This is a genomic window from Pseudomonas sp. KH_027, from assembly GCF_057838565.1.
The window spans coordinates 1,607,469-1,624,584 of the sequence record NZ_CM174470.1 but is presented as its reverse complement, the minus strand read 5'-3'; the positions used below and the strand labels follow the sequence as shown (position 1 = coordinate 1,624,584).

Here is a 17,116-nt window from a genome sequence, read left to right as displayed (position 1 = left end):
CACCGTCAGCCCGCCAATACCTGCGCCAGCGTGGCTTTGACCTTGCCCATGCCATCGGCGAGCGCGCGCTCGATTTCAGCCATAGTGATCACCGTATTGGACTTGCCGGCGGCCGGGTTCACCACCAGCGCCAGGCAGGCGTAAGGCAGCTCCAGCTCGCGCGCCAGGGCAGCCTCGGGCATGCCGGTCATGCCGACGATGTCGCACCCATCGCGTTCCAGCCGGGCGATCTCGGCCACCGTTTCCAACCGTGGGCCCTGGGTGCAGGCATACACGCCATGCCCACTGTACGCACAGCCCTGTGCCGCCAGCGCGGCCGTCAACTGCTCGCGCAGCGCGGCATCGTAGGGGTAGCTGAAATCCACATGGGTCACATGCTCCAGTTCACCGGCGAAGTAGGTGTGCTCGCGCCCCGAGGTGTAATCGATGATCTGGTGCGGCACGCAGAAATGCCCGGTACCCATGGCCGGGTGAATACCGCCGACGGCATTCACCGCTATGATCGCCTGGGCTCCCGCATGCTTGAGCGCCCAGACGTTGGCCCGGTAATTCACCTGGTGCGGGGCAATACGATGCGGATGGCCATGGCGCGCGAGAAACAGTACTTCACGGCCCGCATAGTGACCGCGCAGCACAGGTGCGGAAGGCGCCCCATAAGGCGTATCCAGGTTCAGCACGGCGCTGATGGTCAGGCCTTCCAGCTCGGTCAGGCCGGTGCCGCCGATAATGGCGTAGACAGTCATGTCGGGTTTCCTTAATCAATCAACTGGGCGGCCTGCAAGGCACCCACAGCCTGCAACCAGCGCGGGCTCTGGCGGCATTCGGTAGTCGGGAAGGCCTGGCCGCGCATCCGCCCCAGGCCCACTGGCGGTTGCACCTTGAGGCGTTGCAAAGCACTCAGGGCCAACTCGGCGGCAGCGCGGTCGTTGCACACCAGACCCATGTTGCAGCCGGCGCTCAAGGCTGCCTCGATGCGGTTCCCCGCATCACCCACCACATGGGCGCCAGCCATCGACAGATCATCGCTGAAGATCACCCCGTCGAACTGCAACTCACCCCGCAGGATGTCCTGCAGCCAACGGCGGGAGAAGCCCGCCGGCTGGGCATCCACCTGCGGGTAAATGACATGGGCCGGCATCACCGCGGCCAACTGCTTGCTCAACGCCGCAAAAGGTCGCAGATCGGTGGCGCGAATCTGCTCCAGGCTACGCTCGTCGGTCGGAATGGCGACGTGCGAATCCGCCTCCGCCCAGCCGTGGCCAGGGAAATGCTTGCCCGTAGCAGCCATGCCGGCGGCGTTCATGCCGCGGATGAAGGCGCCGGCCAGCCGTGTCGCCCGCTCGGGGTCGCCATCGAAGGCCCGGCTCCCAACGACCGCACTGCGCTGATAATCCAGATCGAGCACCGGGGCGAAACTCAGGTCCAGTCCCACCGCCAACACTTCGCTGGCCATCAACCAACCGCACTGCTCGGCCAGCCACTCGGCATTGGCGTTGTCGGCGATCGCCCGCATTGCCGGCAAACGCACAAAACCTTGGCGCAGACGCTGTACCCGCCCACCCTCCTGATCCACAGCCAGCAATAAATCTGGCCGCACGGCCCGGATTGCCGCAGACAACTCACGCACCTGACGCGGATGTTCGATATTGCGCGCGAACAGGATCAGCCCGCCCACTTGCGGCTGGCGCAGCAGGTGGCGGTCTTCAGCGGTCAGCCAGGTGCCGCTGATGTCCAGCATCAATGAGCCTTGCAGGCCAGAGGTCATAACAAAATCCTTAAATAGGCTCTATTGACGTTTAACGACGGCCGCCGCCCATGCCGGGCACGGCGCTTCATCTATCTGTACCGCGCAGTGGACGGGCACACGGGCAAAGAGTTCCAGTACATCCTGGTTGCGCAGGCGAATACAGCCGTGGGAGAGCGGCGCCCCCATCGGCTCGGTGTCCGGGGTGCCATGCAGGTAGACATAGCGACGGAAGGTATCCACCGCACCGAGACGATTGCGCCCCGGCTCACAGCCACTCAACCAGAGGATGCGCGTGAGAATCCAATCGCGCTCGGGAAACTGCTCGCTCAGCGCCGCAGACCAGACCTCCCCCGTCCAGCGTCGCCCACGCAACACCGCACCCAGCGGCAGCCCTTCACCGATTTTTGCCCGCACCTGGTGCAAGCCGCGCGGCGTGCAGCCGGAGCCATTCTGCTCACCCGGCCCATTGCGCGCAGTTGAAACCCCCAGGCGCAGCAGCAACTGCCCGTTGGCGAAGCCATACAGGCATTGGTCGGCGAGGGAAATATGCAGAAGATCGAGGGCGCTCATGGGCGGCTAGCTTAGCCGATCAGCTCGGCCACGCCCACCGCTTGAGGTCAGACCTTGGCGGTAGCCGCTGCAGTTTTGCTGCGCGGGCGCAGCTGTGCACTGGCCAGGGCTTCGTCGGTCACCCCGGTTTCAGAACGCATGCCCGCAGCCAGGAATGGCACCATCAGGCGCATCACCTGCTCAATCGAGGTATTCACCCCGAAGTCGGTCTCGGCAATCGCGCGCAGTGCCTTGATCCCAGACATGCTGAAAGCCGCCGCACCGAGCATGAAATGCACCCGCCAGAACAGCTCGATAGGCGGAATCCGTGGCGCAGCCTCATGCACCAGCAGCATGTAGCGGCGGAATACCTTGCCGTACATGTCTTCCAGGTAACGGCGCAGGTGACCCTGGCTCTGGCTGAAGGCCAATCCCAGCAGACGCATGAAAATAGACAGGTCATTGCCGCTGCGCGGCTTCACCGCCAGGGCTTGCTCGACGAGGATTTCCAGCAAGTCTTCCAGGCTGGTCTTGCTGTCGGCTTTGGCTTGGCGGCGATCCAGCTCTTTCTCGAGACTGCTGCAGAAAGGCCCGAGAAAACGCGAGAACACTGCCTGGATAAGCGCCTTTTTCGAGCCGAAGTGATAGTTCACCGCCGCCAGGTTGACGCCGGCCTTGCTGGTGATCAAGCGTAACGACGTCTCAGCGAAACCTTTCTCCGCGAACAGTTGTTCAGCGGCATCAAGGATACGCTCAACGGTTTCTGACTGGGCCATGGAATACCACCTAACAAACACTTGTTTGAAACATACGTTTCAAGTCGCAAGCTTGTCAAGTCTTGCGAGCCGCCTTTCGGCTGACCAGTCACGAACTTTCATCACCGCGCCAATTGCACCCTTATGCTAGCAAGACGTCCGCCAATCCCCCGAGGTAACAAGCCCGCTTCGCGGTTATCGACAGAAAATCCCCTGGAGCGAAAAAAGGAGGATTGCCAAGTCTCGATCACTGTATATAATCCCAGTCACTGTATAAAAAGACAGAGCCAAAAAAATGCTGAAACTGACGCCACGCCAAGCCGAGATTCTTGCCTTTATCAAGCGCTGTCTTGAAGACAACGGCTACCCGCCGACCCGGGCAGAGATCGCCCAGGAACTGGGCTTCAAGTCACCCAATGCCGCCGAAGAACACCTCAAGGCGCTTGCCCGCAAAGGCGCCATTGAAATGACCCCTGGCGCCTCACGTGGCATCCGCATTCCCGGCTTTGAGCCGAGCACCGAGGAAGACGGCTTGCCGATCATCGGTCGCGTCGCCGCCGGCGCACCGATTCTCGCACAACAACATATCGAAGAATCCTGCCGTATCAACCCCGCGTTCTTCCATCCCCGCGCCGACTACCTGTTGCGTGTACGCGGCATGAGCATGAAAGACATCGGCATATTCGATGGCGACTTGCTCGCCGTACATACCACCCAGGAAGCACGCAACGGCCAGATCGTCGTGGCACGCCTGGACGACGAGGTAACGGTGAAACGCTTCAAGCGCGAAGGCGACAAGGTCTGGCTGATTGCCGAAAACCCCGAGTTCGCGCCCATCGAAGTAGACCTGGAAACCCAGGATCTGGTGATCGAAGGTTTGAGTGTCGGCGTTATCCGCCGCTGAGGAGACGTTATGCAGTTCCCGCAATCGTTGAACCGTACACAGCTTCCACTGTTCGAAGCCTTTCTGGCTCAACCGGTGACACCGCTGCTAACCGAAGCTGCGGAATCAGCCTGGTTTGATGAGCCGGAAACGTTCAGCGAACTGTCGCTGCGCGGCGCCGCCGGGAACTGCCTACACCTGCTTGCCCCCATGCTGCGCGAACTGAGCCAGGAACAGGATGCCCGTTGGCTGACGCTGATCGCCCCGCCTGCCAGCCTGACCCAAGCCTGGCTGCGGGAAGCGGGGCTGAATCGCGAACGCATCCTGCTGCTGCAACCGCGCGGCGAACAGAGTGCCCTGGACCTGGCTTGCGAAGCACTGCGCCTGGGTCGCAGCCATACCGTCGTGAGCTGGCTGCACCCACTGCATCGTCCGGCACGCGAGCAACTCGCCGCTGCCGCTCGCTTGGGCAAAGCACAAAGCCTGAATATCAGCCTGGGCTGACCGCCAATGGGCGCTCAGCAGTTGACCGCATAGGAATGCGCCACTCGCAGGCCTTTGCGGGGCCCGGGACAGTGTTCAACCGGGGGTGATGTGGCTGGCAAGAGGAAAACAGCACAAAAGGAACCGCACGAACAAGGTAAGAACCTCGAGCGTAACGCGCTTGTCAGTGAAGGACGCGCGGCCCTTCTTCACGCTCGAAATCGCCTTCAGCCAGCCGGCCTGCCATTTGCACGCCGACATTCAGCATGGCTTTGGCGACTTCAATATGGTGGCCTTGCAGAAAAGCCTTGGCATCGGCAGAAAAATCCAGAACCACCAACGCCTCTTCATCCTCGGCACGACGAAGGGCGATGCGCCCGTCGGGCAACTCGACAATTTCAAGAAACGATGTAGGCATAAAATCTAATCTCCACGAAAGACCGTTAGTGTACCAGCCAGCTCGGTCTCTCCCCTAGCCCACCCATCCACCGACTCAACACTCGCTGAGCGACTCACGAAAGCGCAAGGCCAGCACTTTCAGCTGCTGACGCCAGTCTTGCAGCTGCAAGCGCGTCAAAACCAGCTCGTCATCATCCAGGCTCAACGACTCGATCAAGGGCAACGTCGGGTCGACTTTGGCCTTTTTCGGCGCCTGGGGCGGCTGGAACAGCGCGGCGTAGGCCGCCAGCAACTGCGCCAACCAGGTTTCCGACTGCTGCGCCAGCTCAACCAGTTCAGCCAGTTCCGGGCTGGGCGCCGCGTCCAGTACCGCCTTGGTCAGTAGCAGTTCCACCCGAGGGACATCGAGCTGCGCGACCCGGTAATAACCGGCGATTTCATGGCAAAGCCCCAACAACCCACCGTACAGGTGGAATAACGCGGCCTCGCGTTCGGCCTGGATCAGCGCCTGGGCGTTCATCGCACGCCCCTCTTCCGCCTGGTGCCAGGCATCCAGGGCCAGGCCGGCAAAATAGAGCTTCTGGTTGGTGCGGGTATAGAGTTCGTGGGCCATCAGGGCGCCCTCCACGGCAGATACGGTCAATATACGCGCGCCGACTGGCGTCGGCGCGCCCTATACGATTCCGCTCAGCGCTTGTCTTCGACTTTCCACTTGCCGCCGTCGTAGAACGCACGCCAACCGGTCGGCTTGCCCTCTACTTCGGTCTGCACGTACTGTTCCTTGGTCTTGCGGCTGTAGCGGATCACCGCCGGACGACCGTCCGGGTCCTTCTTCGGCGCCTCGATCAGGAAGTGATACTTCGGATCGATTTCGTCTTTGTGTGGAATCAATTCCAGCACCAGAGGCGCGCGGGTCTCGCGGTTCTTCGGGAACTGGCTGGCGGCCAGGAACAGGCCGGAAGCACCGTCACGCAGCACGTAGGTGTCGTTGACCTTCTCGCACTTGAGCTCCGGCATCTTCACCGCATCCATCTTCGGTGGCGCCGGCTCGCCGCTTTTCAGCAACTTACGGGTGTTCTTGCACTCGGCATTGGTGCAACCGAAGAACTTGCCGAAGCGGCCGGTCTTCAGTTGCATCTGGCTGCCGCACTTGTCGCACTCCAGGCTCGGACCTTCATAGCCCTTGATGCGGTATTGGCCCTGCTCGATCTCATGCCCCACGCAATCGGGGTTGTTGCCACAGATGTGCAGCTTGCGGGTTTCATCCAGCAGGTAGGCATCCATCGCCGTGCTGCAGATCGCGCAGCGATGCTTGCCCAGCAGCACCCGGGATTCGGACTCGCCTTCATCGTCAGCGGCGATTTCGTCGCCGGGAATCAGGTTGATGGTCGACTTGCAGCGCTCTTTCGGCGGCAGGCTGTAACCCGAGCAGCCGAGGAATACGCCGGTCGAGGCGGTCCGGATCATCATCGGTCGACCGCACTCGCGGCAGGCGATATCCGTCGGCGTCGGCTGGTTGGCACGCATGCCATTGTCAGCCTCGGCAGCCACTTCGAGCTTGCCCTTGAAGTCGCCGTAGAACTCATCGAGCACATGCTTCCAATCGCGCTCGCCTTGGGCCACATCGTCCAGATGCTCTTCCATGCCGGCGGTGAAGCCATAGTCCATCAGGTTGGAGAAGCTCTCGGACAGACGCTCGGTAACGATGTCGCCCATTTTTTCCGAGTAGAAGCGACGGTTGTGCAACGCGACGTAGCCACGCTCCTGAATCGTCGAGATGATCGCGGCGTAGGTCGATGGACGGCCGATACCGCGCTTCTCCATCTCCTTGACCAGGCTGGCTTCGGAGAAACGCGCAGGCGGCTTGGTGAAGTGCTGGCTCGGATCGAGTTTGAGCAACTTCAGCACTTCGCCTTCGCTCATGTCCGGCAGCACATCGTCATCGCCCGGCTTGCTGACCTGCGGCAATGCGCGGGTATAGCCGTCGAACTTGAGAATACGGCCCTTGGCGCGCAATTCGAACTTACTAGCCGCCACACTGACGGTGGTCGACAGGTATTCCGCTGGCGGCATCTGGCAGGCCACGAACTGGCGCCAGATCAGCTCATACAGACGCTCGGCATCACGTTCCATGCCGGACAGCTGGGTCGGCTTGAGGTTGACGTCCGAGGGGCGAATCGCCTCGTGCGCTTCCTGCGCGCCTTCCTTGCTGCTGTAGACATTCGGTTTGGCCGGCAGGTACTTCTTGCCGAACTCGCCTTCGATGAAGTCGCGCACCATGCTCACGGCATCGGCCGAGAGGTTGGTCGAGTCGGTACGCATATAGGTGATGTAGCCAGCCTCATACAGACGCTGGGCCATCATCATGGTCTTCTTCACACCGAAGCCGAGGCGATTGCTCGCCGCCTGCTGCAAGGTGGAAGTGATGAACGGCGCCGACGGCTTGCTGCTGGTCGGCTTGTCTTCACGCTTGACGATGCTGTAGCTGGAAGCCTTGAGCTTCTCCAGCGCCGCCATGGCCTGTTGTTCATTCAGCGGCTTGAACGCCTCGCCATTCTCACGGGCAACCTCAAAACGCACGTTGGCGCCTTTGGCTGTGCCGAGGTCGGCGTGGATTTCCCAGTATTCTTCCGGGTTGAACGCACGGATTTCCCGTTCGCGCTCCACCACCAGCTTTACCGCAACCGATTGCACACGGCCGGCCGACAAGCCGCGGGCAATTTTCGCCCAGAGCAGCGGCGAGACCATGTAGCCCACCACCCGATCGAGGAAGCGCCGCGCCTGTTGCGCGTTGACCCGGTTGATATCCAGCTCGCCCGGCTTGGAGAAGGCTTCCTGGATGGCTTTCTTGGTGATCTCGTTGAACACCACGCGCTTGTAGCGGCTGTCATCGCCACCGATGGCTTCGCGCAAGTGCCAGGCAATCGCCTCTCCCTCGCGGTCCAAGTCGGTTGCGAGATAGATGGTGTCGGCATCCTTGGCCAAACGGCGCAGCTCTTCGACGACCTTTTCCTTGCCGGGCAGGATCTCGTACTTGGCTTTCCAGCCATGTTCGGGATCGACCCCCATGCGCGCGACCAACTGGCGCTTGGCTTTTTCCTTGGGCGTCAACTGCGGCGCTTCGGCCGCAGCGGCCTTGCCGCGCTTGACCGGCTCTTTGCTGGCACTGGCCGAACCGCTGGTAGGCAGGTCACGGATATGGCCGATGCTCGACTTCACCACGTATTGGTTGCCCAAATACTTGTTGATGGTCTTGGCCTTGGCCGGGGATTCCACGATGACCAGCGATTTGCCCATGGATCGGAAATTTCCTGAATTCGAGAAGTGAAAGGCGGGAGGCGCCTCTCGCGGCACCGCTATATATAGTGGTGACTAAGGTGAGGTCAAGCGTGCGGCAAATTCGATGTCGGCTCAGGGCCGCACAAAGAGGTCCGGTTCGGCCTGAATCAAAGCAAAGCGCAGCACGCTCTGGCCGTCCACCTCGACGGACTCGAGAAACATGCTCAGCGGACGCACCCAGAGGCCGTAATCGCCGTAAAGCGCCTGATAAACCACTACCTGCTCTTCTGTCTCGGAGTGCCGGGCAACACCGAACACGCGGTATTCAGGGCCTTTGTAGTGACGATAGAGACCAGGTTGCAGCTGCATCGTGCGACTCCTTCTACAGCAAAATAAAAAATATCCGAGCAAAAAATAAAAAACCGGGGCACTGGGCCCCGGTTACACATCGCCGAACGCTTAGATGCGTTCGAAGACGGTGGTGATGCCTTGGCCGAGCCCGATACACATAGTGGACACGCCGAAGGTACCGCCGTTTTGCTTCATCACATTCAGCAAGGTACCGGAGATACGCGCACCGGAGCAGCCGAACGGGTGACCCAGGGCGATCGCGCCGCCGTGCAGGTTAACCTTCTCGTTCATCTTGTCGAGCACTTTCAGATCCTTCAGCACGGGCAGGGCCTGTGCCGCGAAGGCTTCGTTGAGCTCGATGAAGTCGATGTCAGCCATGGTCAGGCCCGCACGCTTCAATGCTTTCTGGGTGGCCGGCACCGGACCGTAACCCATGATCGCCGGGTCAACACCCGCCACCGACATGGCACGGATCACGGCCATCGGCTGGATGCCGAGGTCCTGAGCGCGCTGTGCCGACATGACGATCATGCAGGAAGCACCGTCGGTGATCTGCGAGGAAGTACCCGCCGTCACGGTGCCGCCTTTCGGGTTGAAGGCAGGCTTCAGAGCAGCCAGGCTTTCCAGGGTGGTTTCCGGACGAATGGTTTCGTCGTAGTCGAAAACTTTCAGGAAACCGTTCTCGTCGTAGCCTTGCATCGGGATGATTTCATCCTTGAACTTGCCTTCGACGGTGGCTTTTTGCGCCAACTGGTGCGAGCGCAGGCCAAATGCATCCTGCTGCTCACGGCTGATGCCGTGCATCTTGCCGAGCATTTCAGCGGTCAGACCCATCATGCCCGACGCTTTGGCGGCATACAGGGACAGATGCGGGTTCGGATCGACACCGTGCATCATGCCAACGTGGCCCATGTGCTCCACGCCACCGATGACGAACACGTCACCGTTGCCGCTCATGATCGCCTGTGCCGCAGTGTGCAGGGCGCTCATGGAGGAACCGCACAGGCGGCTGACGGTTTGCGCAGCGCTGGTGTGCGGGATCGGAGTCATCAGCGACGCCATCCGCGCGATGTTCCAACCTTGTTCCAGGGTCTGGTTCACACAGCCCCAGATCACGTCTTCCACTTCGGCCGGATCGACCTTGGGGTTGCGTGCCAGCACGCCAGTGATCAGTTGCGCGGACATGGTGTCGGCGCGGGTATTGCGGTGCATGCCACCCTTGGAACGACCCATCGGGGTACGACCGAAGTCGACAATCACCACGTCTCTTGGATTCAGGCTCATAAATTCACTCTCGCTCTATGTTCCGCGCTTAACCGAAGAAGCTCTGACCGTTGGCGGCCATCTCACGCAGCTTCGCGGTGGGGTGGTACAGCGCGCCCAGGTCGGCGTACTTGTCAGCCAGGGCGACGAACTCAGCTACACCGATGGAGTCGATGTAACGCAGCGCACCACCACGGAAGGGAGGGAAGCCGATGCCGTAGATCAAGCCCATATCGGCTTCAGCTGCGGTTTCGACGATACCGTCTTCCAGGCAACGTACGGTTTCCAGGCACAGCGGGATCATCATGAAGTTGATGATGTCTTCATCGGTCACTTCACGCTGCTCGGTGATCACCGGCTTGAGCACTTCGTAGGCAACCGGGTCGGTCACTTTCTTCGGCTTGCCACGCTTGTCCATCTCGTAAGCGTAGAAACCTTTGCCGTTCTTCTGACCCAGGCGGTTGGCTTCGTACATCACATCAACGGCGGTACGACCTTCAACGGCCATACGATCCGGGAAGCCTTCAGCCATTACGTCACGGCCATGGTGACCGGTGTCGATGCCGACCACGTCGGAGAGGTAAGCCGGGCCCATGGGCCAGCCGAATTTCTCCATGACTTTGTCGATACGCACGAAGTCGACGCCGGCGCTGATCAGCTTGGAGAAGCCGCCGAAGTACGGGAACAGCACGCGGTTGACCAGGAAACCCGGGCAATCGTTGACCACGATCGGGCTCTTGCCCATCTTCTTGGCGTAGGCAACGGTGGTGGCAACCGCCACTTCGCTGGACTTCTCGCCACGGATCACTTCCACCAACGGCATCATGTGCACCGGGTTGAAGAAGTGCATGCCGACGAAGTTTTCCGGACGCTTGAGCGCCTTGGCCAGCAAGCTGATGGAAATGGTCGAGGTGTTGGAGGCCAGGATGGTGTCTTCTTTGACCTTGCCTTCCACTTCAGCCAGTACCGCTTGCTTGACCTTCGGGTTTTCGACCACGGCTTCGACGACGATGTCGACGTTGCCGAAATCACCGTAGGACATGGTCGGACGGATGGCGGTCAGGGCTTCAGCCATCTTCGCAGCAGTCAGGCGGCCTTTGGCGACGCGGTTACCCAGCAGCTTGGAAGCTTCGTTGAGCCCCATCTGGATGCCGTCTTCGCGAATATCCTTCATCAGGATCGGCGTGCCCTTGACTGCGGACTGGTAGGCGATACCGCCACCCATGATGCCCGCGCCGAGTACGGCCGCCAGCTTCACGTCCTTGGCCACTTCATCATAGGCCTTGGCTTTTTTCTTCAATTCCTGATCGTTCAGGAACAGACCGACCAGGCTCTGCGAAGCGGACGTTTTCGCCAGCTTCACGAAACCAGCAGCTTCGGCTTCCAGGGCTTTTTCACGGCCGAAGTTGGCCGCTTTCTGGATGGTCTTGATCGCTTCGACCGGTGCCGGGTAGTTAGGGCCGGCCTGGCCTGCAACGAAACCTTTGGCGGTTTCGAAGGCCATCATCTGCTCGATGGCGTTGAGCTTGATTTTTTCCAGCTTCGGCTGACGCTTGGCTTTGTAATCCAGCTCGCCGGAGATGGCGCGCTTGACCAGGTCCAAGGCCGCGGCTTGCAGCTTGTCGGCCGCAACCACAGCATCGACCGCGCCTACTTTCAGGGCATCGGCCGCTTTGTTTTCCTTGCCCGAAGCGATCCACTCGATGGCGTTATCGGTACCGATAACGCGCGGCAGACGCACGGTGCCGCCAAAACCCGGGTAGATGCCCAGTTTGACTTCCGGCAGGCCAATCTTGGCGCTGTCAGCGATGACGCGGTAATCCGCGGCCAGGCACATTTCAAAACCGCCGCCCAGAGCAATGCCATTGATCGCTGCAACGGTTGGCACGCCGAGGTCTTCAAAATCACTGAAGATCTTGTTGGCTTCGAGGTTACCGGCCACCAACTCTTCGTCGGGCAACTTGAAGTTGTCGACGAACTCAGTGATATCGGCGCCGACGATAAACACGTCTTTGCCACTGGTGACGATCACGCCCTTGATCGAACCATCTGCCTTGATGGCGTCCACCGCCTGGCGCAGATCGGCCAGTGTGAGACGGTTGAATTTGTTGACGGACTCACCCTTGAGGTCGAAATTCAATTCGACGATGCCACTCTCAAGAGCCTTAACCGTGATGGCTTTACCTTCGTAAATCATCAACTGATCTCCACGGTATGGAAGCTGAACAGTACACGTCGGACGCCAAGCAGCGGGCTCACCCGCAGCAGGACCGTCGAGGATAGCCTCGATCAGCCTGACACACCCGCCGACGCGATATTCGGGCTGTGATGAACCGTGTTGCACGAAGCAAACACTTGATTCATACGCCCGTTTGATTCGGGTGCGCACACCTTCGAGCAAAAGCGCGCGCTTGTCAATTGCGGCACTGCACGCCGCCGCCGCCGCTCCCCTGACGCGAAAGTCTCTTCGCAGGCGTTATAAACGGAGCCAATACGCGGGTATTCAGCCGACATCCGGCAGTGATCGAGAGTGATCCAGCGCACACCTAGCCAAATCCTCACGCGCCGGGTACAGTCGTCTCAACACGGCGGCATAGACCGATCGTGACTAAAACAAAAACAAATGAAAGCCCTTCACGGGCACCACGGAGTAACCCATGTCGAGCCGTTTGCTTGCCATATCGCTCAGCGCCTTGCTGGCTGTCGCCCTTCCCGCCTTCAGCTCCAGTGCTACCACACCGACCGACAACCTGCTGAAACTGCATCAATTGCGCCTGGCTGCACAAAAAAGCCTCGGCGACTTTTATATGTACAACGGCATGGAAGGCGACCAGCGCTACGCACGGTTGATCGAAGAGTCGCTGCAAGATGCCAACAGCCACCTGAGCGAGTTGTCGGACATGCCGGGCGAGGCCTCCAAAGCCCTGCGCGCTCAGCTCGGCCAGCAATGGGGCGATTACGCCAACGAATTGAAAAGCCTCACCAGCGCCTTGAAAACCCAGGGTTTCACCGACCTGCAGCCGGTGGCCGACTTGGCCGCGCGCAACCAGCAACTGCTCGCTTTGAGCAACGAGCTGTACAGCAAAATCCAGCAGGAAAGCGGCCTCAATGTGCCGCCACTGACCCAGCAAAGCCGCGAGCAGAGCCTGCTGATGCAGAGCATCGCGGTAGACTATGCTTCGCGTAGCGCCTCGGTCGGCGGCACCTTCTATGGCGGTGGCGGCGAAAGCCAATCGATCGACCAGTTGGTCGCAGAGTTCGCTGGCAAGCTGACCAGCATGGAGAGCGCGCCGCAGAATACGCCGCAGATCCGCCAGTCGCTGAGCGGAATCAACACCAAATGGCGCTATATCGAAAAATCGCTGAAGAATTACAACGAGAACTCTGTGCCCTTCGTGGTCAGCAAGTACTCAGACAGCATCATCGACGGCTTGGAGGGGATTTCCGCGCAGTACGCGGCCGCCAAACTCTAGAACGCCCCCGAACAGCCAGCTGTTCACCTGATTCGCACTTTCCGGCCTGCCTGGCCACTCCCTAGCCCGGTGTTACTACCGGGCTTTTCTTTGCCCTCAAGCCAGCGCCCTCAGCAGCGCCGCAATGCGCTCCAGGGCCTCGGAGTCGCCACGCTCGCCCCAGCACAGGGCAATCATCTGCTTACCCGCCTCAACCTTGAACACGTCCGCTGGCAGGCTCGCCAGGTGTTTGGCCAATGCCGCATCGGCACAGGGTTCACGCCACTGATTGACCCACTGCCCAGGCGCCAACTGCCAATAACACCAGCTGTCCGTGCGCCCGGCCCGGCGCGCGCGATGGTACTGCGGGCACGGGCTGGGAGGCTCCTGCGCCAACCAATGAGGCCATTCCTGGCGCGACAACTGCATCGCCAGCCCCATACGTCGCGCCGCCATCCGCATGGCCATCTGCCCCTGCTGACGCCGCGACGGACGTAGCCAGACCAGCGGACTGAGCGCCACGAAGATCAGCAATAACACGATCCACAAGGTCATATGTTCTATCCAGTAGGCAAAAGGCTGCCGTTAGTAGCTAATGGCAGCCATACTTATGTTCATACGCCACTCACAGGAGGAGTCACCATGTCCTACCAGCACATTCTGGTCGCCCTTGATCTATCCGAAGAATGCGATCCGGTGATGAAGCGCGCTTATGCGCTGGCCACCAGCAGTCAAGCCACACTGTCGCTGGTGCATATCGTTGAGCCCATGGCCATGGCCTTTGGTGGCGATGTGCCGATGGACCTGTCGACCCTCCAGCAGCAGCAATTCGATCAGGCCCGTGAGCGCCTGGACAGTTATGCCAAGAAATACCCGGACCTGGGCACCGACACACGCCATCTGGTCTACGGCCAGCCCCGCCAGGAAATTCACCGCCTCGCCGCGGAACAGCAGTGCGACCTGATCGTGGTCGGCAGCCACGGCCGCCACGGCCTGGCGCTGCTGCTCGGCTCGACGGCCAATGATGTGCTGCACGGCGCGCCTTGCGACGTACTGGCCGTGCGCCTGAAAAAACCGGAATAGGCGCAAGCGCAACCAGGCCCGCCGAGAGCAGTACGTGGCTCGGCGGGCCTGCTAGAGCGTCTCCCCGGAAGTCATCAGCAACGGCCGAATCTTCTGCAGCTGCGTCTCCAGCGAATAGGTCATGCTCGACGACATGGAGAAGAACGAAAGGAACGCCTTGAGGTTCGAGTCACCCTCGCAGGTGTCGTGGATGCGCTGCCAAAAAGCCTGATTGACCAGCTGCAACTGCTGGAACAGCCGCACCATACCCTTCAGCTCCCAGTCCGCATGCCGCCCTTCGCGCAAGTTGAAGTACTGGCGGGTCAGGTACAACGACACTGCGCGGAGGATGAACTCCTGATTATTGGCGAACGGCAGATGGTTCTGTGCCATCGGCTTGAGCTTGCCCAACACTGGGCAGGCACTGGTGGCCATGATCACCCCCAGCAACGCGCGCAAACCTTCTTCCAGCCCGGCCTGCTTGGTGTACTCGCGCTCGGGCGTGCGCACCCAGAAGTGCGCCTTCTTGAACGAGGGCAGGCCATGGAAATCCTCGATCACCCGGTGCAGATCCACCGCCGCCGGGCAATGACTGAAGTCCTCGCGCTTGAGCGGGCAGTTGCTGCACTGTTGGTACTCCAACCGCGTCCAGCTCGGCGCCAGGTGCGCCCGCTCGAGGTCGTAGTCACGATCCAGCTCGATCCGATAGCTGAGCTGGTGACTCTCGTCGAGGGTAATCCGGTACTCGATGGCCATTCAGGTCTCCGACAGACTAATTTAGGCTTCCAGCTCGGCCCAGCGTTCCAGCAATTTGTCCAACTCCTGCTGCAAGCCTTCAAGGCGCGCCAGGGCGGCATTCGCCTGGTCCGGCGAACACTGGTAGAAGGTCGGAGCGGCAATTTCGGCATTCAGGGCGGCGATCTTCACTTCCTGGGCATCGATCAACGCCGGTAGCGCTTCCAGCTCGCGCTGCAACTTGTAACTGAGCTTTTTCTTGGCCACCGGCACCGCTTCGACCGGAACTGGCGCGACCACGGGTGCAGCCTCGGCCTTGCTCGCCTTGTTCTCGCCAACGCCCAGCAGGCGTGGCGAACCGCCCTGCCGCAACCAATCCTGATAACCACCGACGTACTCGCGCACCCGGCCTTCACCCTCGAAGACCAGCGTACTGGTCACCACGTTGTCGAGGAAAGCCCGGTCGTGGCTGACCATCAGTACGGTGCCCTGGAAGGTCAACAGCACTTCTTCGAGCAGTTCCAAGGTTTCCACGTCGAGGTCGTTGGTCGGTTCATCCAGCACCAGCAGATTGGCCGGTTTGCTGAACAGCTTAGCCAGTAGCAGGCGCGCCCGCTCACCGCCGGACAAAGCCTTGACCGGCGTGCGTGCGCGTTGCGGGCTGAACAGGAAGTCGCCGAGGTAGCTCAGTACATGGCGGTTCTGGCCATCGATCTCGATGAAGTCGCGGCCTTCGGCGACGTTATCGATCACGGTTTTTTCCAGATCGAGTTGGTGGCGCAGCTGGTCGAAATAAGCCACATCCAGACGTGTACCGACCTCGATCGTGCCGTTGGTCGGTTGCAGGTTATCCAGCATCAACTTCAGCAACGTGGTTTTGCCGGTGCCGTTGGCACCCAGCAAACCAATGCGATCCTGGCGCTGCAGGACCATCGAGAAATCCTTGATCAGCATCGGGCCGCCCGGATGGGCGAAGCTGACGTTATCCAGCACCATCACCTGCTTGCCGGATTTTTCCGCCGTATCGAGCTGGATATTGGCCTTGCCGGTGCGTTCGCGACGCTCGCTGCGCTCGACGCGCAAGGCCTTCAAGGCGCGCACACGACCTTCGTTACGGGTGCGACGGGCCTTGATGCCCTGGCGAATCCACACTTCCTCCTGGGCCAGACGCTTGTCGAACAGCGCGTTGGCGGTTTCCTCAGCGGCCAGTTGAGCTTCCTTGTGCACCAGAAAGCTGGCGTAGTCGCCGTCCCAGTCGATCAGGCCGCCACGATCCAGTTCGAGGATCCGGGTAGCCAGGTTCTGCAGGAAGGAACGGTCGTGGGTGATGAACAGAACCGCACCCTGGAAGCCCATCAACGCCTCTTCCAGCCAGGCGATGGCACCAATATCCAAGTGGTTGGTCGGTTCGTCGAGCAGCAGCAGGTCCGGCTCGGACACCAGCGCCTGGGCCAGCAACACCCGGCGACGCCAGCCGCCGGAAAGCTCGGCCAGGGTCTTGTCCGCCGGCAACTGCAAGCGGCTCAGGGTGCTGTCGACCAATTGCTGCAGGCGCCAGCCGTCGCGGGCTTCGAGGTCATGCTGGACGTGCATCAGCTTGTCCAGATCGGCGTCGGTGACAATGTTCTGGCTCAGGTGGTGATACTCGGCCAGCAAGGCACCGACACCATCCAGGCCCTCGGCCACCACATCGAACACCGTGCGGTCGTCAGCCGCCGGCAGTTCCTGGGGCAGTTCGCCGATCTTCAGGCCCGGTGCGCGCCAGACCGAACCGTCGTCGGCTATACGATCGCCTTTGACCAGGCGCAGCAGGCTGGATTTACCGGTGCCGTTGCGGCCGATGATGCAAACCCGCTCGCCACGGTCGATTTGCCAGGAAATCTTGTCCAGCAGCGGCATCGCGCCATAGGCCAGGGAAACATCGGTGAACTTGAGCAGGGACATGGTCGCCTCTAGGGAGTTGCTGCGCGGCATCGGGTGCGCGCGCCATCGGGCCATAGGGGCCCGATTTCACTGCGCTCAACGGCCGCTGGAAATCTCTTCAGAGACGCCCACAGGCATCTCTAAAACTGGGCGCGCATTCTACCGAGTTGCACCGGGGCCCTGCTGGCCTTTTTTAATCGGGCCGGCCAAACGGTGCAGCGCTTCCGCCCGCACC

At 60.8% G+C, this 17,116-nt stretch carries 17 protein-coding genes; 4 read left to right on the top strand and 13 right to left on the bottom strand.

Annotated features, from left to right (window positions below):
* Positions 1 to 5: 5 nt before the first annotated feature.
* From AC3IYG_RS07635 to AC3IYG_RS07620, 4 genes are read right to left on the bottom strand one after another with little or no spacing between them, the layout of a single operon-like run.
* On the bottom strand, positions 6 to 743 hold the full coding sequence (locus AC3IYG_RS07635) for an S-methyl-5'-thioinosine phosphorylase (RefSeq protein WP_489313186.1): 738 nt from the start codon (positions 741 to 743) through the stop codon (positions 6 to 8).
* 11 nt (positions 744 to 754) lie between these two features.
* Positions 755 to 1,753 carry a beta-N-acetylhexosaminidase gene (gene nagZ / locus AC3IYG_RS07630; RefSeq protein ID WP_489313863.1) on the bottom strand — a complete coding sequence of 333 codons (999 nt, stop codon included), beginning with the start codon at positions 1,751 to 1,753 and terminating at the stop codon, positions 755 to 757.
* 33 nt (positions 1,754 to 1,786) lie between these two features.
* Positions 1,787 to 2,317 (bottom strand): L,D-transpeptidase family protein, encoded by a 531-nt coding sequence (locus AC3IYG_RS07625; protein ID WP_489313185.1) that lies wholly within the window; start codon positions 2,315 to 2,317, stop codon positions 1,787 to 1,789.
* Positions 2,318 to 2,364: 47 nt separating this feature from the next.
* Positions 2,365 to 3,072: a TetR/AcrR family transcriptional regulator gene (locus AC3IYG_RS07620; RefSeq protein ID WP_489313184.1), complete on the bottom strand. Its 708-nt coding sequence runs from the start codon at positions 3,070 to 3,072 to the stop codon at positions 2,365 to 2,367.
* A gap of 274 nt (positions 3,073 to 3,346) precedes the next feature.
* Between AC3IYG_RS07620 and lexA the strand changes: the two genes are divergently transcribed.
* Positions 3,347 to 3,955 (top strand): transcriptional repressor LexA, encoded by a 609-nt coding sequence (gene lexA / locus AC3IYG_RS07615; protein ID WP_489313183.1) that lies wholly within the window; start codon positions 3,347 to 3,349, stop codon positions 3,953 to 3,955.
* Positions 3,956 to 3,964: 9 nt separating this feature from the next.
* Positions 3,965 to 4,438, top strand: a complete 474-nt coding sequence (gene sulA, locus AC3IYG_RS07610; protein ID WP_489313182.1) for an SOS-induced cell division inhibitor SulA — start codon at positions 3,965 to 3,967, stop codon at positions 4,436 to 4,438.
* 163 nt (positions 4,439 to 4,601) lie between these two features.
* Here sulA and AC3IYG_RS07605 read toward each other — a convergent pair whose 3' ends face one another.
* The 6 genes from AC3IYG_RS07605 to fadB form a co-directional block, all read right to left on the bottom strand.
* Positions 4,602 to 4,835 (bottom strand): hypothetical protein, encoded by a 234-nt coding sequence (locus tag AC3IYG_RS07605; protein ID WP_489313181.1) that lies wholly within the window; start codon positions 4,833 to 4,835, stop codon positions 4,602 to 4,604.
* A gap of 75 nt (positions 4,836 to 4,910) precedes the next feature.
* Positions 4,911 to 5,429, bottom strand: a complete 519-nt coding sequence (locus tag AC3IYG_RS07600; RefSeq protein WP_489313180.1) for a DUF6586 family protein — start codon at positions 5,427 to 5,429, stop codon at positions 4,911 to 4,913.
* Positions 5,430 to 5,503: 74 nt separating this feature from the next.
* A complete protein-coding gene (gene topA / locus AC3IYG_RS07595; RefSeq protein ID WP_489313179.1) occupies positions 5,504 to 8,113 on the bottom strand; it encodes a type I DNA topoisomerase in 2,610 nt (869 codons plus the stop codon).
* 114 nt (positions 8,114 to 8,227) lie between these two features.
* Entirely contained in the window at positions 8,228 to 8,464 is a 237-nt protein-coding gene (locus tag AC3IYG_RS07590; RefSeq protein WP_489313178.1) for a DUF1653 domain-containing protein, read from the bottom strand.
* A 90-nt stretch (positions 8,465 to 8,554) separates the two neighbouring features.
* Positions 8,555 to 9,730 (bottom strand): acetyl-CoA C-acyltransferase FadA, encoded by a 1,176-nt coding sequence (fadA, locus tag AC3IYG_RS07585; protein WP_489313177.1) that lies wholly within the window; start codon positions 9,728 to 9,730, stop codon positions 8,555 to 8,557.
* A gap of 28 nt (positions 9,731 to 9,758) precedes the next feature.
* Entirely contained in the window at positions 9,759 to 11,906 is a 2,148-nt protein-coding gene (fadB, locus tag AC3IYG_RS07580) for a fatty acid oxidation complex subunit alpha FadB (protein WP_489313176.1), read from the bottom strand.
* A 460-nt stretch (positions 11,907 to 12,366) separates the two neighbouring features.
* Here fadB and AC3IYG_RS07575 point away from each other — a divergent pair, with 460 nt between their 5' ends.
* Positions 12,367 to 13,182, top strand: a complete 816-nt coding sequence (locus AC3IYG_RS07575; RefSeq protein WP_489313175.1) for a hypothetical protein — start codon at positions 12,367 to 12,369, stop codon at positions 13,180 to 13,182.
* Positions 13,183 to 13,278: 96 nt separating this feature from the next.
* Here the strand turns inward: AC3IYG_RS07575 and AC3IYG_RS07570 are convergent, their stop codons facing one another.
* On the bottom strand, positions 13,279 to 13,716 hold the full coding sequence (locus AC3IYG_RS07570; protein WP_489313174.1) for a hypothetical protein: 438 nt from the start codon (positions 13,714 to 13,716) through the stop codon (positions 13,279 to 13,281).
* 87 nt (positions 13,717 to 13,803) lie between these two features.
* On the opposite strand from AC3IYG_RS07570, the gene AC3IYG_RS07565 reads away from it, so the two are divergent.
* Positions 13,804 to 14,244, top strand: a complete 441-nt coding sequence (locus AC3IYG_RS07565) for a universal stress protein (protein ID WP_489313173.1) — start codon at positions 13,804 to 13,806, stop codon at positions 14,242 to 14,244.
* A gap of 51 nt (positions 14,245 to 14,295) precedes the next feature.
* On the opposite strand, the gene AC3IYG_RS07560 is transcribed toward AC3IYG_RS07565, so the two are convergent.
* Positions 14,296 to 14,979 (bottom strand): DUF6901 family protein, encoded by a 684-nt coding sequence (locus AC3IYG_RS07560; RefSeq protein WP_489313172.1) that lies wholly within the window; start codon positions 14,977 to 14,979, stop codon positions 14,296 to 14,298.
* 21 nt (positions 14,980 to 15,000) lie between these two features.
* Positions 15,001 to 16,902, bottom strand: a complete 1,902-nt coding sequence (locus AC3IYG_RS07555) for an ATP-binding cassette domain-containing protein (RefSeq protein WP_489313171.1) — start codon at positions 16,900 to 16,902, stop codon at positions 15,001 to 15,003.
* Between the last annotated feature and the right edge of the window lie 214 nt (positions 16,903 to 17,116).